This is a genomic window from Sphingomonas sanguinis (assembly GCF_001476905.1).
GTDB lineage: Bacteria > Pseudomonadota > Alphaproteobacteria > Sphingomonadales > Sphingomonadaceae > Sphingomonas > Sphingomonas sanguinis_B.
This window is the reverse complement of the sequence record NZ_LDTE01000100.1, coordinates 1-16,106: the sequence shown is the minus strand read 5'-3', so window position 1 is coordinate 16,106 and position 16,106 is coordinate 1. Positions and strand designations below refer to the sequence as shown.

Genomic DNA, 16,106 nt, shown 5'->3' with positions numbered 1-16,106 from the left:
GAACGGGGGGGCGGCTCCTGGGGGGCGCGGACGCGCTTGCTCATATCCGTCCCCATGCCATAGCGGGCGGGTGGACGCCAAGCATTCATCATCGCCCGATACGCCCGCCGCCCGGCTGCTCGCCTGGTATGACCGGCACGCCCGCGAGCTTCCCTGGCGAGCCAAGCCAGGGGAGGTGCCCGACCCCTACCGCGTCTGGCTGTCAGAGGTGATGCTGCAACAAACGACGGTGGCGGCGGTCACGCCCCGCTTCACCGCCTGGACCGCACGCTGGCCCGATGTGGCGAGCCTGGCCGCCGCGCCGGACGAGGACATCATGGCCGCCTGGGCAGGGCTGGGCTATTATGCCCGCGCCCGCAATCTGGTGAAGGCCGCGCGGGCGGTCGTCGCCGAGCATGGCGGTCGCTTCCCCGCGACCGAAGCGGCTTTACGCGACCTGCCGGGGCTGGGGGCCTATACGGCGGCGGCGGTCGCGGCCATCGCTTTCGGCGAGCGGGCGGTGGTCGTCGACGCCAATGTCGAGCGGGTGGTCGCCCGGCTGTTTGCGATTCAAACGCCGCTGCCCGCCGCACGACCCGCCATTCGCGAGGCGACCGACCGGATCACGCCCGACGCGCGCGTGGGCGATTTTGCGCAGGCGATGATGGACCTGGGCTCCTCGATCTGCACGGTGAAGAAGCCGCAATGCCTGCTCTGCCCGCTCGCGGTGGATTGCCGCGCGCGGGCCGAGGGTATCGCCGAGACGCTGCCCGCCAAGGCGCCCAAGAAAGCGCGGCCCTATCGTCACGGCACCGTCTTCTGGATCGAGCATAAGGAGCGCGTCTGGCTGGTCCGCCGCCCGGACAAGGGAATGCTGGGTGGCATGCGCGCCCTGCCGACCGGGCCCTGGGCCGATGAGCGGCCGGGGCTGGCCGAGGCACCGGGGAAGGGGCCTTGGGTCATGCTGAACGAGACGGTCGTGCATGGCTTCACCCATTTTGAGCTGGAACTCGCGCTTGCGAGGAGCGAGGGCGAGCCAAGTGATCCGGCGGCGGGCGAATGGTGGCCGGTCGCCGAATTGGGAACCGCCGGGCTTCCCACGCTGTTCGCGCGGGCAGCCGAGCGTTTGAGAAGGAACGAGAATTCATGATGCGTCGCGTGATGATGACGGGCGGGGCGGTGCTCGCCCTGCTGAGCACACCCGCCTTTGCGCAGGTGGCGCAGACCAGGGCCGAGGCGCAGCGTAACGCGGCACTGCCCGCGACACAGGCGCTGTTCGACGGCTATGTGAAGGCGGGCAAGATGCCCGGCATCGTCGCCGCGATCGGGCTGCAGGGTCAGCCGCCCCAGTTCGTCGCGGCCGGACGGATCGGGATCGAGCCGAACGCCCCCGTCGCCACGCCCGACAGCCTGTGGCGCGTCTATTCGATGACCAAGCCGATCACGGCCATGGCCGCGATGATCCTGATCGAGGAGGGCAAGCTGACGCTCGACCAGCCGCTGTCCGACATCTACCCGGCCTATAAGCAGATGCGGGTGCTGACCAACCCGCAGGCCTCGCTCGACAGCCGCCCGGCGACCAAGCCCATCACGATCCGCGAGCTGATGACCCACACGGCGGGGCTGGGTTACAGCTTTACCGCCAAGGGGCCGCTGCTCACGGAATATGAGCGGCTGGGCTTGGTGCCCTTCGCCGCGAATGCGCAGGTCGAGGCCAAGGTCCGCCCGACCCGTCCCGCGAACCTCCAGCAATTCGCCGAACGCGCGGCGACCGCGCCGCTGATCGCCGAGCCGGGGACCCGGTGGAGCTATTCGATGGGCCTCGACGTGCTGGCGGCGGTGGTCGAGAAGGTGTCGGGCATGCCGTTCGAGCGGTTCGTCCAGACCCGGCTGTTCGCGCCGCTGAAGATGAATTCCAGCTATTGGCAGGTGCCCGCCTCGGCGACGAACCGGCTGGCCAGCAACTATACCTTCCTGGGCGACACGATGGTTCCGGTCGATCCGGCGGCCAGCTCGGTGTTTCGCCAGCCGCCCAGCTTTCCTTACGGCGGCGCGGGGCTGGTCATGTCGGCGCGCGATTATGATCGCTTCCTCCAGATGCTCCAGAATGAGGGGCAGGTTGACGGCGTGCGCGTGATGAAGCCTGAGACGGTGCGCCTCGCCATGTCCAACCTGCTGCCCGCCGGTGTCACCTATGGTTCGGTGACGGGTGCGAGCGGGGCCGGTTCGGGCGAGGTGCCGACGGGCTTTGGCGCGGGCGGATCGGTGACGCTGGCCGACACGCCGGGCGGACCGGGCAAGGGCACCTATGGCTGGGGCGGCGCGGCCGGGACCATCGCCTATGTCGACCCGACCCGGCATGTGCGCGGTGTGGTGATGGTCAATTACTTCCCGGCCGACCGCTATCCGCTGCGCCGCGATCTGGCGACGGCGCTCTACAAGGATCTGGGGCGGGTGGCGAAGTGACGGCACTGGGTTTCACCGGCGGGCGGCTGGATCGGGCCGATCCGCTGCGCCACGATCCGGCGGGGTTCGCGGCGGCGCTGGCCGATCCGGCGGCGCGGCTGCTGATGCTGAACGACTATCAGCCGATTATGGAGAACGGACGATTGGGCTGGACCGCCATCGATGCGGATGCGGCCCCCGAGGATCATGTGCTGCTCGGCATCGAGGACGGGGTGCCGCATTTCGCGCGGCTGACCGGCGAACCGGCGGTCGGGCGCTCGTTCGAGATGATCGCCGCGCTCCACGCACTGGAAGCGGGCGAGGCGGCGACCTATGCGGCGGCGCGTTCGGTGCTCGACTGGCATGCGCGGCACGGCTTTTGTGCGAAGTGCGGAGCGGCAACCGAGCCGTTTCGCGCAGGCTGGGGGCGGCACTGCCCCTCCTGCGGCACCGAGCATTTTCCGCGTGTCGATCCGGTGGTCATCATGATCGCCGAGCATGATGGCCGCGCGCTGCTCGGTCGTCAGCCTGCTTTCCCGCCGGGGCGCTATTCGGCGCTGGCGGGCTTCCTGGAACCGGGGGAGTCGATCGAGGAGGCGGTCGCCCGCGAGCTGTTCGAGGAAGCGGGGGTGCGGGTGAGGAATGTCCGCTACATCGCCAGCCAGCCCTGGCCGTTCCCGTCGTCACTGATGATCGCGTGCGTCGCGGAGGCGGTGGATGACCGGCTGACCATCGACACGACCGAGCTGGAGGACGCGATCTGGGTTTCGCGCGACGAGGTGCGCGCGGCGCTGGCCGGAGATGGATCGCGGTTCGGGGTGCCGCCATCCTATGCGATCGCGCATACGCTGCTGGAGGCGTGGGCGGCTTCGTAATTCCTCCCCTGTAAGGGGAGGGGGACCAGCGAAGCTGGTGGAGGGGTGTCCCGCTATCGAGAGGGCGACACCCCTCCGTCGCGCTATGCGCGCCACCTCCCCTTCCAGGGGAGGAAATTTCAGTTTATCCCCTCTCCCGCGCCTGCAGATATGTCCCCAGCATCCGCACCCATTTGCTGTGGAATCCCAGTTCCTCGATCGCGCGGTCGAACGCCGGTTCGCCGGGCCGCCCGACCACGTCGCAATAAAACTCCGTCGCGGCGAAGCTGCCGCCGCGCTGATAGCTTTCCAGCTTGGTCATGTTGACGCCGTTGGTCGCGAACCCCCCCATCGCCTTGTACAAGGCGGCGGGGATGTTCTTCACCTCGAAGATCAGGCTGGTCATCCACGGCCCCTCGCCGACGGGCGGTTGGTTGCCGCGTGCCAGCACGACGAAGCGGGTCATGTTGCTGTCGGCGTCCGAGATATCCTCGGCCAGCAGGTTCAGGCCGTAGAGTTCGGCGGCGCGGGGCGGGGCGAGCGCGGCGATGCGCGGATCGGCCATCTCCGCCACCCGTGCCGCTGCCCCCGCCGTATCGGCATAGGCGATCGGACGGATGCCATGCGCGCGCAGCCAGTGGCGGCACTGGCCCAGCGCTTGGGGATGGCTCATCGCCTCGGCCAGTTCGTCGCGGGTGCCCGTCGCCATCAGGGCGTGGCGGATCGACAGGAAATGCTCGCCCACGATCGCCAGCCCGGATTCGGGCAGCAGGAAATGGATGTCGGCGACCCGGCCGTGCAGCGAGTTTTCGATCGGGATGATCGCCTGGTCGACCTTGCCCGTCTTCACTGCGTCCAGCGCGTCGGCGAAATCGAAACAGGGCAGCGGCAGGCCGTCGGGGAATACCTCCATCGCCGCGACATGGCTGTTGGCGCCGGGCGCCCCCTGGAACGCGACCGCGCGTGCGGGCTCGGCGAGAGCGGCGGCGGTCATCGCCTCGACGATCGGGCGGGCGGGGGCGGCGTAATTCTCCATGGGCGTGCGGCCTAAAGCGCGGGGGCGGTGCGATCAAGGGAAGCAGAACTTGCCGTTCGCGAAAGCCGCACCTAAGGTCGCCGTTCAGGAGAGATATTGGCGGGGCAGCGAAGAGCGATGGACCTAAAGACCAATACGATCGCGGGATGGGTGCTGGGCGCGGCAGGCGCGGCATTGGGCCTTTCGATCGTCGGAGGCATGATCTTCCACGAGGAACGCCCCGAAAAGATGGGCTATGCGATCGAAGGCGTGGAGGCCGAGGGTGCGGGCGGCGGAGCCGCCGAGGTGCCGATCGCCTCGCTTCTGCCCACCGCCGACGCGGCCAAGGGCGCCGAAGTCTTCAAGAAATGCGCCGCATGCCACACCATCAACCAGGGTGGCGCGAACGGTATCGGCCCTAATCTCTATGCCACGCTGGGCGAGGGTATCGCGCAAGGCAAAGCGGGCTTTGCCTTCTCCGACGCACTGAAGGCGGTCGGCGGTCAGTGGGACTGGGACAAGATGAACGCGTGGCTGACGTCCCCACGCAAGTTCGCGCCCGGCACGAAGATGACCTTTGCCGGTCTCTCCAATCCTCAGGACCGCGCGAACGTGATCCTGTACCTTAACCAGCAGGGATCGAACCTGCCGCTGCCGGCCGCTCCGGCGGCCAAGGCGGAACCGGCGGCGGGCGAGGCCCCCGCCAATGCGGCTGACGCGGCGGTCAACAAGGTCGAGGCGGACCCGCGCGCCGACACCGGATCGATCGCCAACACCGGCACGCCTGCCAAGGGCGCGCCCTCCGTCGATCCGCAGGCCGCCATCGAAGGGGCCAAGGCGCCGCGCTGACGGTGCCGGACGCCCTGGTCGCAGCGGTTCCGATCCTGCAAGCGCCGATGGCGGGGGTGTCGACCCCCGCCATGGCGGCGGCGGTCAATGCGGCGGGCGGACTGGGCGGCATCGCACTGGGGGCGAGCACGCCTGGCTTGGCCGGGGAGATGCTGGCCGAGCTGCGGACGCGGACCGACCGGGCGTTCAACGTCAATCTCTTCGTCCATGCCCCGCCGCGGATCGACCGCGCCCGCGAGGCCGCATGGTGTGAGGCCTTGCGTCCCAGCTTTGCCGCCTACGGGGCCGAACCGCCCGAGGCTTTGCGGCCCGTCTATCCGAGCTTCCGCGAAGACGATGCGATGCTGGCCTTGCTGGTCGAGGCGCGACCCGCCTGGGTCAGCTTTCACTTCGGCCTGCCCGTCCCCGCCCAGGTGACGGTGCTGAAACAGGCGGGATGCCGTCTGCTCGCTAGCGTCACCTCGCTGGCCGAAGCGCAGGCCGCCGAGCGGGCGGGCATGGATGCCCTAGTCGCGCAAGGGTACGAGGCGGGCGGCCATCGCGGCGTCTTCGATGCCGACGCCCCCGACGACCGACTGGGCACGCTGGCGCTCACCCGGCTGCTGGTGACGCAAACGACCCTGCCGGTGATCGCTGCGGGTGGAATCATGGACGGGGCTGGGGTGTCCGCCGCGCTGGCGCTGGGCGCGGTCGCGGCGCAGCTCGGCACCGCCTTCATCGCCTGTCCCGAAAGCGCGGCGGATGCGGCGTATCGCGCGACGCTGATGGGCGAAGGCGCGGGCCATACGGTGATGACCCGCGCCATTTCGGGGCGTCCGGCACGGTGTCTGCCCAATCGCTTCACGACGCTGGCCGAGGCGCTCACCGCGCCTGTCCCGGATTATCCTATCGCCTATGATGCCGGAAAGGCGCTGAACGCGGCGGCGCGGGGGCGGGACGAATATGGCTATGGCGCGCAATGGGCGGGGCAGGGGGCGCCGCTTGCCCGTGCGATGCCCGCCGCCGCACTGGTCGCCACGATTGCTGGCGAGATCCGGCGATAGCGTCTATCGGCGCGGCTCCCTATGGGCGGCGAAGGACGGAATATGCGGATCGCGAGAACAGCCTTGCTGGTGCCGATGGCGGTGATCGGCTCGGCCCTTCCGGCGGCGGAGCCACGCTCGCCGATCCTGCTGTCCGAATTCGTCGATGCCGCCGCGCCCTATCCGCAGGCCCATGCCTCGACCCTGGTCCAGCTTCCCGACGGCGCGCTGGCCGCCGCCTGGTTCGCGGGTTCGGGGGAGAGCCGCCCCGATGTCCGTATCTGGTTCGCGCGGCGCGAGGCAAAGGGCTGGACCGCGCCGGTGCCCGTCGCCGACGGTATCATGCCCGGTGGCCAGCGTTATCCCACCTGGAACCCGGTGCTGTTCCAGCCGCCGGGCCAGCCACTCCACCTGTTCTACAAGGTCGGGCCAAACCCGCGCGAATGGTGGGGCATGGTCATCCGCTCCAGCGATGGCGGGCGGACATGGAGCAAGCCGGAGCGCCTGCCGAACGGGGTGCTGGGACCGATCAAGAACAAGCCGGTCATCGCCCCCGACGGCGCCTGGCTGTCGCCGTCGAGCCGCGAGGAAGGCACGGCTGAGGCCAATATCTGGTCGCTGCGTATCGAGCGCAGCACCGACCAGGGGCGTAGCTGGACCGTCACCGCGCCCATCGCCTCGCCCATGCATATCGAGGCGATCCAGCCCAGCATCCTGTTCCACAAGGACGGCAAGCTGGAACTGATCGCCCGCACGCGGCAGGGTGCGCTGGCGCAAAGCTGGTCGCGTGACGGCGGCGTCCGCTGGTCGCCGATCGCCGCGATCGACCTGCCCAATCCCAATGCGGGGACCGACGCGCTGACGCTGGCCGATGGGCGTCAACTGGTCGTGTACAACCACAGCGCGCATGCACCGGGCACGCCGGGCGACGGGCCGCGCTGGCCGCTCAACATCGGGCTGTCCGACGATGGCGTCCGGTGGCGCAACGTCCTGACGCTGGAGAGCAAGCCCATGCCTGACGGCTATGCCTATCCGGCGGTGATCCAGACTCGCGACGGGCTGGTGCATGTGAGCTATACCTGGAACCGGCAGCATATCCGGCATGTGGTGATCGATCCGAAATTGTTGCGGTGATGGACAGAGCGCGGGCCAAGGGATGCACGCGCACCCGTATTCCGCTAGACCGGCATGATGACCACCAAGCCCCCCATCGGCCGCGACACGCGGCTGTGCATGTCGTTGTCGGCGCGGCCCGGCAATTTCGGTTCGCGTTTCCACAATCGGCTCTATGAGCTGACCGGGCTCGATTATGTCTACAAGTCGTTCAGCACCACCGATCTGGCGGCGGCGGTGGGCGGTATCCGGGCGCTGAACATTCGCGGTTGCGCCATCTCGATGCCGTTCAAGGAAGCGGTGATCCCGATGCTCGACGGGCTTGCTGGATCGGCGGCGGCGATCGACAGCGTGAACACCATCGTCAATGATGACGGGCGACTGACCGGCTACAACACCGATTATGCGGCCGTGGTCGAGCTGATCGCCGATATCGACCGCGCGACGCCTTTCGTGCTGCGCGGCTCCGGCGGCATGGCCAAGGCGGTGGCGGCGGCCCTGCGCGATTCGGGTTTCATGCACGGCACCATCGTCGCGCGCAACGAAGCGGTCGGGCGCGAACTGGCCGATCTCTACGGCTTCGGCTGGGCGAGTGAGCTGGGCGAGGGCGCGGCGCTGCTGATCAATGTCACGCCGATCGGCATGACCGGCGGTAATGAGGACCAGCTCGCCTTCCCCGAAGCGATGATCGCCGAAGCCGAGATCGCCTTCGACGTGGTGCAATATCCGCCCGAGACCAGGTTCCTGGCGGTCGCGCGCGGGATGGGCAAGCGGGTCATCACCGGCACCGAGGTCGCGACGATCCAGGCGCTGGAGCAGTTCGTGCTCTACACCGGCGTGCGTCCGACGCCGGAGCAGGTGCGTGAGGCGGCCGACTACGCCCGGAGCCTGGGCTGATCCTCTCCGGAGCGGGGAGGATTTAAAGGCCCGCCATTTCCATCAGTACGGCCCATTCCGCCTCACCCACCGGCGATACCGACAATCGCGACTGACGCAGCATCGGCAGTCCGGCCAGTCGCGCATCGGCCTTCATCGCCGCCAGCGTCACCGGCCGGGGCAGCGGGCGGTCGGGGGCAACTTGAACCGAGACCCAGCGGCCATCCTCGCCATCGGGCCGGGCCGCGCGCGTGATCGTCGCGATGCCGACCGCCGCCTTGTCCTTGCCGCTGTGATAGAAGATCGCACGGTCGCCGACCTGCATCGCACGCAGATGTTTCGCGGCGGCGGCGTTGCGCACGCCGTCCCATTCGGTCGATCCGTCCCGGACCAGATCGTCCCAGCCATAGCTGTCCGGCTCCGATTTCAGTAGCCAACACCCCATCACCGCCTCCCCCTCCTGAACGCTGACTAAACACCATATTCCGCGTCCATTCAGCCCGATAGTGGCAGAGCAGGCAACACGGACGCCGCGTGCGCGTTTTGCCGTCAGCGGACCGGGCGTATCAGTATCGGAGGTTCGGTATGAATGGAGTGTTGAAGAAGCTGGGGCTGGGCTTGGCGTTGGGGGCGACCGCGTTGACGGCGGCGGCTCCGGCCGAGGCGCAGCGTTGGGGCCGTGGCTGGGGTGGTGGCTATGGCGGTTATTATCACCGCGATCGCGGCGATGCGGCCGCAGGCGCGCTGATCGGCGGCATCCTTGGTCTGGGTATCGGCGCGGCCATCGCGAGCAGCAACCAGCCGCGTTATGTCGATCGCCGCTATTATTACGATCGGGGCTATGACCCCTATTATGCACCGCCGCCCCCGCCGCCGGTGTACCAGTATGAGTATCGCAGCTATGCGCCGCGCTGCTGGAATGACTGGCGCTGGGACCCCTATTGGGGCCGCAATGTCCAAGTCCGGGTCTGCAACTAAGGCCCTTGGCGGCGTCGGGAGGTATCCCGGCGCCGCTTTTTCTCGGGCGGCCTTCTTGGCAGCGACCCCGAGTCGGCGTTAAGGCCGGAGCATGACCGATACCGTTCCCGATCGCCTGTCCACCAACCCGGACAGCCCCTATTTCGACCAGGACCTCCTCTCGCGTGGGGTCGGCATCCGCTTCAAGGGCGCCGAGCGCCGCGACGTCGAGGAATATTGCATTTCCGAAGGCTGGATTCGCGTTGCGCTGGGCAAGAAGGTCGACCGTCATGGCCGCCCGCTCACCCTGAAGCTGACCGGCGAGGTCGAGGCGTGGATCGAGAATCCGGCTGACGGCGAGGATGCGGCCGAGGGTTCGGAAGAAGCGTAAGCCTACTTACCGGGTGTACCCCGGCGAAGGCCGGGGTCCAGCTGCCGGGTGCTTTCGACGGGGCGGGGCCGTGGCCTCCCACGCCTTGGATCGCGCGCCACCGGCTTGATGGCAAATGGGCCTCGGCCTTCGCCGGGGTACAGGCCTGGGTTATTGGCTCGACCCCAAGCCCCATTCAGGCTGAGCGAAGTCGAAGCCCAGGGAGATCCCGTTCCACATTCGACTTCGCTTGGCGGAAAGCGGCTTACGCCGCCTCCATCGCCTCACCCGCTTCCATCCAGCGCACTTCCGCCTCGGCCAGCTTGTCGACCACTTCGGCGCGGCGCTTGTTCAGCTCGCCCATCGACAGTTTCGCGTGGCGCGGCTCGGCCGAGGCCGGGTCGTTCATCGCCTTGTCCAGCGCATCGCGCTCGCGGGTCAGCTTGGCCATTTCGTCCTCGATGCCGCGCAGCGTCTTCTTCATCGCGTTGAAGCGTTCGCGCTGTTCGGCCGAGGCCTTCTTGTTCGCCGCCCGGTCGGCCTTGGACGCGGCATCGCCCTGGCCCGCATCGCCCTTCAGAACGAAGGCGATATAGTCGTCCAGCGATCCGTCGAACTCCTTCGCGGTGCCGTTGTCGACCAGCACGAGCCGGTCCGCTGTCATCTCCAGCATGTGGCGATCATGGCTGACCAGCACGACCGTGCCCTTGTACATGTTGAGCGCCTGGACCAGCGCCTCGCGCGCGTCGACGTCCAAGTGGTTGGTCGGTTCGTCGAGGATCAGCATGTGCGGCGCGTCGCGGGTGATGAGCGCCAGCGCGAGTCGCGCGCGTTCGCCACCAGACAGCTTGCCGACCTTGGTCGTCGCCTTGTCGCCCGAAAAGCCGAACCGGCCCAGCTGCGCGCGCACTGCCGCCGGGCTCGCGCCGCGCATGATGCGGGTCATATGCTCCAGCGCGGTGTCGTCGGTGTCGAGCTCCTCGACCTGATACTGGGTGAAATAGCCGACGCGCATCTTGCCCGATGCGTTCATCTCGCCTTCCATCGGCGCCAGCTGCGCGGCGAGCAGGCGGGCGAGCGTCGTCTTGCCGTTGCCGTTGCGGCCCAGGAGCGCGATCCGATCGTCCGGGTCGATACGCAGGTTCAGCCGCTTCAGGATCGGCGTCTCGGCATAGCCCACGCTCGCCAGGTCCAGCGTGATCAGCGGCGGGCGCAGCTGATCGGGATCGGGGAAGTCGAAGGACAGCGACGGGTCGTTCGCCATTTCGGCGATCGGCTGCATCTTGGACAGCATCTTGGCACGGCTCTGCGCCTGCTTGGCGGTCGAGGCGCGAGCCGAGTTGCGGGCGATATAGTCCTGCAACTTGGCGCGCTGCGCGTCCTGATTCGCCTTGGCGGCGGCGAGCTGCGCCATCCGCTCGGCACGCTGGCGCTCGAACGAATCGTATCCGCCCGGATAGAGCGTCACCTTGCCGCCCTGCAGGTGCAGGATATGGTCGACGACATTGTTCAGGAAGTCGCGCTCATGGCTGACCAGCAGGATCGTCGCGCGGTAGGATTTGAGGAAATCCTCCAGCCACATGACCGCTTCGAGGTCGAGGTGGTTCGACGGTTCGTCGAGCAGCAGCACGTCGGGGGCGGAGAACAGCAGTGCGGCCAGCGCCACGCGCATCTTCCAGCCGCCCGAATAGCTGGATAGCGGGCGACCCTGCATCGCCTCGTCGAAGCCCAAGCCCTGCAGGATGCTCGAGGCGCGGGCGGGCGCGGTATAGGCGTCGATCGCGATCAGCCGCTCATAGATATCGCCCAGCTTTTCGGGATCGCTCTCGGTCTCGCTGCGCTCCATCAGCTCCGCGCGCTCGATATCGGCGGCGAGCACCGTCTCGAACGGGGTGGCGCTGCCGTCGGGGGCTTCCTGCGCGATATAGCCGAGCTTGGCGCCCTTGGGCATTTCGCACGCGCCGTCATCGGCCTCCAGCTGCCCTGCGATCACGCGGACGAGCGTCGACTTGCCCGCACCGTTGCGGCCGATCAGGCCGACCCGGCTGCCGGGGGGGAGCGCCGCGGATGCGCCGTCGAGGATCGTGCGGCCGCCCAGGCGCACGGTGATGCCATTCAGATTGAGCATGGCCGCGCGCCTAGCAAATATTGCGGCGAAAGGGGAGGGGCGCTTTCATCCTCCCCGGCACAGGGAGGGGGACCGCCGCGAAGCGGTGGTGGAGGGGGCGTTTCACACAGGGCGCTCCCAGCGGAAGCCCCCCTCCGTCAGCGCTTTCGCGCTGCCGCCTCCCCGTATCGGGGAGGATTTGACCTCAGCGTGCCGCGATGGCGGTCGCGCCGGCCGGTGGCCAGTTCTGCGCGCCGCACTTCTTGGCGACCCATTCGGCCTTCTTGTTCCAGCACAGCGCATCCAGCCGCGGCATGGTGGCGACGATATGTTGCTCGCGACCGATATAGCGGGGGAAGCGCTGCTCGCCATAGGGGGTCAGGCTGTTGCGCAGCTCGCGCATCCGCTCGACCGCCAGCTCGCCCAGATGGCCGCGCGGCGTGAACACCGCCGCATGGGCGATCGAGCCCGCCGTCTGGCAGAAGTTTAGCTGCGCCGCGACCGCCGCAAAACTGGAATAGGTGCGCGTGCCATATTGATCGAGCGCCATCTGCCCTTCGCGCGGGGTCTTGTTCTTCCGCTTGAAATAGGCGCCCAGCGTGTCGAACGCGCCCTTCAGCTCGGCATCATGGTCCTTCAGGATCGCGTTATAGTTGGCGACGGTCGCCAGCATCGGCTCGAACTGGCATTGCAGCGCGGCGACGTTCAGCGCGGCGCGCATGTTCCACAGCAAGCCCGCCCGCAACTCGGCCGGGGTCGCGCCGGGCAGCGGCTGGCCGATACCGGGTTCGTCGCCCTGAACGGGCTTTCCCTGGAAGTTGTAGGGCTGCAGGAAGAATTGTGCCGATGCAGGCGCCGCAGCGCCCATCCCCCAAAACGCCACGCCAGCGACCAGCGCGGTACGCACCACCTTCATTATGTTCCGATCCTTCCCCCGTAGGGCCTTCGAGCGTCCCGAAACATAACGCTTTTCGGCCGTTAACCCAAATGGAAATCGCGTGGGCGGGACGATTGCCGGGGATCGTCGGTCGTTACGGAAGGGTAGTGAAAATGCCGTATTTCCACGGGGTTGCGGCCCGGCTTCGGCAGGCATGAAAAAGGGCCGCCCGGTCGCCCGGACGGCCCCTTCCTATCGGGTTGCCCCGATGATGATTACATCGCGTTCGATGCGTTCATCGACATGGTGTCGTTGGCCATCATCATGTCGTTGCCCATGGTGTCGTTGGCCATCATGCCGCCGTTCATGGCGCCGTCGACGGCGGTCATGTTGTCGGTGGCGGTGTCCATGCCTTCCGAAGCATTCATGGTCATGTTCGCATCGGCAGTGTTCTCGGTCTTCGAGCCGCAAGCCGAAACCGCGAGCGCCGCGCCGGCGATGATCGAGCCCGTCAGGACCTTGGAGATGATTGCACGCATTGGAAGCTCCCTTGATATAAAGGATTTGGAACGGCTTGCTGGCCCTATTACCCAAATCGGGGTGGACATTAATCGGATACCGTCTGGTCCTCAAGCCTCGTTTTGTCGCAGTGCGTCGAGAGCGTTGAGGAAGGCCGGAAATGTGAACGCAAGTGCCTCGTCAAAGGTTTCCAAGGACTTGACGCCGTTTAACGCAAAAAGACTGGTCACCGGGAATTCGGGCAGGCCGCACGGCACGATACCCCCGAAATGGGACAGGTCGGGCGCGATATTGATCGCAAAGCCGTGCAGCGTGATCCAGCGGCGCACCCGGACGCCGATCGCGCCGATCTTCGCCTCCGGCCCGCCGTCGCGGGTCCAGATGCCGACGCGCCCGTCGACGCTGAAGGCATGGACGCCCAGCCGGGCGAGCGCGGCGATCAGCCAGTCCTCCAGCCCGTGGACGAAGCGACGCACGTCGCGCCCGCGCTTGGTCAGGTCCAGCACCAGATAGCCGGTCCGCTGGCCGGGGCCGTGATAGGTATATTTGCCGCCGCGCCCGGTCTGGAACACCGGGAAACGCGGGTCGACCAGCTCGACCGGATCGGCGCTGGTCCCCGCCGTATAGACGGGCGGATGTTCGAGCAGCCAGACCAGTTCGCGCGCCTCGCCCGCCGCCACGGCGGCGGCGCGCGCCTCCATTTCGGCAAGCGACTGGTCATAGGGCGTCAGGCCGGGGCTGATCCGCCATTCGATATCGGGCATGTCGGGTATGTGAGTCACGATGTCCCGTCTCTGCGCCCGCGCCCCCAGGGTTGCAAGCATTGCGCACCGATGGCGTTGGCCCCAGCAATCGTCTAGGCAAAGCGGACCGGGCGGGGTGGCCCGGCCAAGGGAGGAATGATGACCGTCAGGATCGGAACCGTGTGGGACAGCACGCAGCAGGTGTTGTCGGGCAGGGCCGGGATGCTTGCGCCGATCGCCGCGATCGGCATCGTCCTTCCGGCGGTATTGCAGCTGTTGCTGGTGCCGCGCGGGGCCGCGCCCGGACAGATGGGGGTGACGGGTTTCGCCATCACCCTGCTGTCGCTGGTCATGGGCGTTTGGGCCCAGTTGGCGATCATGGCGGTCGCGACCCATCCGGCGACGACCACGGCCGATGCGTCGCGCGCGGCGCTCGGCCGGTTGCTGCCGGTGATCGGCGTCGGTGCGGTCATTGGTATCGGCTTTGGCCTGATCATTCTGGTGCCGATCGTCGTGCTCGGCGCGTCCGGCTATGATTTCGCTGCCGTCATGGCGGCTCAAGGCGATCCGTCGAAGCTGCCGCCGATGCCGGGCGGCGCGGCGATGTTTGTCGCGCTTTACATGCTGGTCGTGGCGGCGCTGTCGCTCTGGCTCATCGCGCGGTTGATGCCGGTCTATGCGGTGGTGCTCAACGAGCGGCGCGGGCTGGGCGCGTTCCGCCGCTCGATCGCGCTGACCCGGGGCATGACCTGGCGGCTGATCGGGGTCTTCATCCTGTTCCTGATCGTGCTGGGTGTCGCCACGCTCGCCGCGCAGGGCGTGTCGGGCGCGATCCTGCGCCTGGTGCTGGGTGCGGACCGTACGCCGCTGGCGCTGTTGCTGGCCATGTTGATCGGCACGGTGGTCAGCACGGGTTTCCTGACGCTCGCCTATGTCTTCGTCGCGCGGCTCTATGTCGCGACGGCGGGGGATAAGGCCTATCAGAACGGGGACGGCGCGCCCGCCCTGTGATGAAGCTGGATGTGATTGCGACCCTGCGGGACGCCTGGGCCCTGTTCCGCCGGGACGGTGGGCTGCTGGTCCGGCTGGCCGCGCCCTTTCTGTTCTGGCCCTCGCTGGCGCTCGGCCTGCTCGTACCTATGCCGCCCCAGCCCGAGGAAGGCGTGGGCGAGGGCGGCCAGCGTGCCATGGCCTGGATCGATTCGGTCGGTGAATGGGCCACCCATTATGGCGGCTGGTATTTCGCCGCCTATGCGATCGGGATGATCGGCACGGCGGCGGTCCTGTCGCTGGAGCTGGGCGGCGGGCGGCAAAGCGTCGGCGAGGCGCTGGGCCGTGCGCTGACCATGGCGCCGCGCTTCCTGCTGGCGATGGTGCTGGTCGCGGTGCCGGTCGGCGCAGGCACGCTGCTCTGGATACTGCCCGGCATCTACATTGCGGGGCGGCTGATGCTGGTCGGGCCGGTGCTGTTCGCAGAGCGGCGGATGGCGGCGCTGGCGGCCATGGGGCGGTCGGTCATGCTGACGCGCGGCGCAGGGCTGTCGATGGCGGCGCTGGCCTCCTGCACCTATCTGGGCGGGATCGTCGCGGCACGGCCTTTCGTGGCGTTGATCGAGATGGTGCAGGGCGATGGCGGCATGGGGTCCGGCAATCCGGTCGCGATCGCGCTGCTGCAAGCCGGAGCCGCAACGGTGGCGATGGCGGCGGGGCTGGCGCAGGCGCTGATCTCGATTGCGGCCTATCGCCGTCTGGTTCGCGCCTAAGCCAGACGCGGGATTTGCGGCGCGGCCTCGGGCGGCAACAGGCCGAGGCTGCGCGGATCGGGAAAGGTCTCGATCGCACGCGACACAGGCACGAACCCCTGCTTGCGATAGAAGTTGAGTGCGGACGGGTGGTCGAGCGTGCAGGTATGCACCCATACCCGCTCCACGCCGGGCATCCAGGCGCGCATCATCGCCTGCGCCATCAGCCAGCGGCCATGGCCCTGTCCCACCAGTTCGGGGATCAGCCCGAAATAGCCGATCTCGCACTCACCCGTCCGCCGATGATCGAGTTCGAGCAGCCCGACCTCGATCCCCGCCCGGTCGACCACCGCGAAGACCGAGACCGCCGGGTCATGGATGATCGCGGTCAGCGTGGGATCGTCCATCACCAGCCGCGAGAACCACAGCCAAGGCGCGCCGACCCGCGCGAACAACGTGCGGTATTTGGCCGGATCAGGCTGCTTCCAGGGGACCAGCCCCAGCGGCGACGCGGGCAGGGGGCGCGGGCGCGGCCGCTCGCGCATCTCCAGCGTGGTGACGATGGTCGCGATCTCGGCCGGATCGACGGGGATCAGCGCCATGATGCTATTCCCAAGTCGCGAGCGGCGGCAGGCTCA

The 16,106-nt window shown here is 67.9% G+C and carries 18 protein-coding genes; 11 read left to right on the top strand and 7 right to left on the bottom strand.

The window, feature by feature from the left end:
- Window positions 1-70: 70 nt before the first annotated feature.
- The 3 genes from SB4_RS14805 to nudC are packed head-to-tail and all read left to right on the top strand — an operon-like array spanning window position 71 to window position 3,299.
- Window positions 71-1,129, top strand: a complete 1,059-nt coding sequence (locus tag SB4_RS14805; RefSeq protein WP_193753837.1) for an A/G-specific adenine glycosylase — start codon at window positions 71-73, stop codon at window positions 1,127-1,129.
- Window positions 1,129-2,445 carry a serine hydrolase domain-containing protein gene (locus SB4_RS14800; protein ID WP_058753181.1) on the top strand — a complete coding sequence of 439 codons (1,317 nt, stop codon included), beginning with the start codon at window positions 1,129-1,131 and terminating at the stop codon, window positions 2,443-2,445. Before SB4_RS14805 ends, SB4_RS14800 begins: the two co-directional genes overlap by 1 nt.
- Window positions 2,442-3,299, top strand: a complete 858-nt coding sequence (gene nudC, locus SB4_RS14795; protein ID WP_058753178.1) for an NAD(+) diphosphatase — start codon at window positions 2,442-2,444, stop codon at window positions 3,297-3,299. Before SB4_RS14800 ends, nudC begins: the two co-directional genes overlap by 4 nt.
- 124 nt (window positions 3,300-3,423) lie before the next feature.
- On the opposite strand, the gene SB4_RS14790 is transcribed toward nudC, so the two are convergent.
- Window positions 3,424-4,314, bottom strand: a complete 891-nt coding sequence (locus SB4_RS14790; RefSeq protein ID WP_058753177.1) for a prephenate dehydratase — start codon at window positions 4,312-4,314, stop codon at window positions 3,424-3,426.
- Between the two features lie 117 nt (window positions 4,315-4,431).
- Here SB4_RS14790 and SB4_RS14785 point away from each other — a divergent pair, with 117 nt between their 5' ends.
- Genes SB4_RS14785 through SB4_RS14770 form a run of 4 tightly spaced genes read left to right on the top strand, consistent with a single transcriptional unit; the run spans window position 4,432 to window position 8,174 of the window.
- Window positions 4,432-5,142 carry a c-type cytochrome gene (locus SB4_RS14785; protein WP_058753176.1) on the top strand — a complete coding sequence of 237 codons (711 nt, stop codon included), beginning with the start codon at window positions 4,432-4,434 and terminating at the stop codon, window positions 5,140-5,142.
- Window positions 5,139-6,185 (top strand): NAD(P)H-dependent flavin oxidoreductase, encoded by a 1,047-nt coding sequence (locus SB4_RS14780; protein WP_058753175.1) that lies wholly within the window; start codon window positions 5,139-5,141, stop codon window positions 6,183-6,185. The genes SB4_RS14785 and SB4_RS14780 overlap by 4 nt, the downstream gene beginning before the upstream one ends.
- A 42-nt stretch (window positions 6,186-6,227) precedes the next feature.
- A complete protein-coding gene (locus tag SB4_RS14775) occupies window positions 6,228-7,298 on the top strand; it encodes a sialidase family protein (protein ID WP_153006247.1) in 1,071 nt (356 codons plus the stop codon).
- Between the two features lie 57 nt (window positions 7,299-7,355).
- Window positions 7,356-8,174 carry a shikimate 5-dehydrogenase gene (locus SB4_RS14770; protein WP_058753179.1) on the top strand — a complete coding sequence of 273 codons (819 nt, stop codon included), beginning with the start codon at window positions 7,356-7,358 and terminating at the stop codon, window positions 8,172-8,174.
- 22 nt (window positions 8,175-8,196) lie between these two features.
- On the opposite strand, the gene SB4_RS14765 is transcribed toward SB4_RS14770, so the two are convergent.
- Window positions 8,197-8,598, bottom strand: coding sequence for an EVE domain-containing protein (locus tag SB4_RS14765; protein WP_058753174.1), 402 nt, complete (start codon window positions 8,596-8,598; stop codon window positions 8,197-8,199).
- Window positions 8,599-8,738: 140 nt separating this feature from the next.
- Between SB4_RS14765 and SB4_RS14760 the strand changes: the two genes are divergently transcribed.
- Window positions 8,739-9,131: a hypothetical protein gene (locus tag SB4_RS14760; RefSeq protein ID WP_058717601.1), complete on the top strand. Its 393-nt coding sequence runs from the start codon at window positions 8,739-8,741 to the stop codon at window positions 9,129-9,131.
- A 91-nt stretch (window positions 9,132-9,222) separates the two neighbouring features.
- On the top strand, window positions 9,223-9,501 hold the full coding sequence (locus SB4_RS14755; RefSeq protein WP_058717600.1) for a DUF3297 family protein: 279 nt from the start codon (window positions 9,223-9,225) through the stop codon (window positions 9,499-9,501).
- Window positions 9,502-9,745: 244 nt separating this feature from the next.
- Here SB4_RS14755 and SB4_RS14750 read toward each other — a convergent pair whose 3' ends face one another.
- The 4 genes from SB4_RS14750 to lipB form a co-directional block, all read right to left on the bottom strand.
- Window positions 9,746-11,608: an ABC-F family ATP-binding cassette domain-containing protein gene (locus SB4_RS14750; protein WP_058717599.1), complete on the bottom strand. Its 1,863-nt coding sequence runs from the start codon at window positions 11,606-11,608 to the stop codon at window positions 9,746-9,748.
- 184 nt (window positions 11,609-11,792) lie between these two features.
- The gene (locus tag SB4_RS14745; protein WP_058717598.1) at window positions 11,793-12,503 is read right to left on the bottom strand and encodes a hypothetical protein; all 711 of its coding nucleotides are present in this window, start codon (window positions 12,501-12,503) and stop codon (window positions 11,793-11,795) included.
- A gap of 236 nt (window positions 12,504-12,739) precedes the next feature.
- Window positions 12,740-13,003: a hypothetical protein gene (locus SB4_RS14740; protein ID WP_058717597.1), complete on the bottom strand. Its 264-nt coding sequence runs from the start codon at window positions 13,001-13,003 to the stop codon at window positions 12,740-12,742.
- Between the two features lie 90 nt (window positions 13,004-13,093).
- Window positions 13,094-13,765 (bottom strand): lipoyl(octanoyl) transferase LipB, encoded by a 672-nt coding sequence (lipB, locus tag SB4_RS14735; RefSeq protein ID WP_153003054.1) that lies wholly within the window; start codon window positions 13,763-13,765, stop codon window positions 13,094-13,096.
- Between the two features lie 117 nt (window positions 13,766-13,882).
- On the opposite strand from lipB, the gene SB4_RS14730 reads away from it, so the two are divergent.
- Complete coding sequence (locus SB4_RS14730; RefSeq protein ID WP_058753172.1) at window positions 13,883-14,737, top strand: DUF7847 domain-containing protein; 855 nt, start codon at window positions 13,883-13,885, stop codon at window positions 14,735-14,737.
- Window positions 14,734-15,489 (top strand): hypothetical protein, encoded by a 756-nt coding sequence (locus tag SB4_RS14725; RefSeq protein ID WP_193753836.1) that lies wholly within the window; start codon window positions 14,734-14,736, stop codon window positions 15,487-15,489. Before SB4_RS14730 ends, SB4_RS14725 begins: the two co-directional genes overlap by 4 nt.
- On the opposite strand, the gene SB4_RS14720 is transcribed toward SB4_RS14725, so the two are convergent.
- Window positions 15,486-16,070: a GNAT family N-acetyltransferase gene (locus tag SB4_RS14720; protein ID WP_058753170.1), complete on the bottom strand. Its 585-nt coding sequence runs from the start codon at window positions 16,068-16,070 to the stop codon at window positions 15,486-15,488. The genes SB4_RS14725 and SB4_RS14720 overlap by 4 nt on opposite strands.
- Between the last annotated feature and the right edge of the window lie 36 nt (window positions 16,071-16,106).

Coding starts and splice junctions, on each gene's coding strand:
- SB4_RS14800 (WP_058753181.1), top strand. CDS start 1,129: ATGCGTCGCGTGATGATGACGGGCGGGGCGGTGCTCGCCCTGCTGAGC.
- SB4_RS14790 (WP_058753177.1), bottom strand. CDS start 4,314: ATGGAGAATTACGCCGCCCCCGCCCGCCCGATCGTCGAGGCGATGACC.
- SB4_RS14785 (WP_058753176.1), top strand. CDS start 4,432: ATGGACCTAAAGACCAATACGATCGCGGGATGGGTGCTGGGCGCGGCA.
- SB4_RS14775 (WP_153006247.1), top strand. CDS start 6,228: ATGCGGATCGCGAGAACAGCCTTGCTGGTGCCGATGGCGGTGATCGGC.
- SB4_RS14770 (WP_058753179.1), top strand. CDS start 7,356: ATGACCACCAAGCCCCCCATCGGCCGCGACACGCGGCTGTGCATGTCG.
- SB4_RS14765 (WP_058753174.1), bottom strand. CDS start 8,598: ATGGGGTGTTGGCTACTGAAATCGGAGCCGGACAGCTATGGCTGGGAC.
- SB4_RS14760 (WP_058717601.1), top strand. CDS start 8,739: ATGAATGGAGTGTTGAAGAAGCTGGGGCTGGGCTTGGCGTTGGGGGCG.
- SB4_RS14755 (WP_058717600.1), top strand. CDS start 9,223: ATGACCGATACCGTTCCCGATCGCCTGTCCACCAACCCGGACAGCCCC.
- SB4_RS14750 (WP_058717599.1), bottom strand. CDS start 11,608: ATGCTCAATCTGAATGGCATCACCGTGCGCCTGGGCGGCCGCACGATC.
- SB4_RS14745 (WP_058717598.1), bottom strand. CDS start 12,503: ATGAAGGTGGTGCGTACCGCGCTGGTCGCTGGCGTGGCGTTTTGGGGG.
- SB4_RS14740 (WP_058717597.1), bottom strand. CDS start 13,003: ATGCGTGCAATCATCTCCAAGGTCCTGACGGGCTCGATCATCGCCGGC.
- SB4_RS14730 (WP_058753172.1), top strand. CDS start 13,883: ATGATGACCGTCAGGATCGGAACCGTGTGGGACAGCACGCAGCAGGTG.
- SB4_RS14720 (WP_058753170.1), bottom strand. CDS start 16,070: ATGGCGCTGATCCCCGTCGATCCGGCCGAGATCGCGACCATCGTCACC.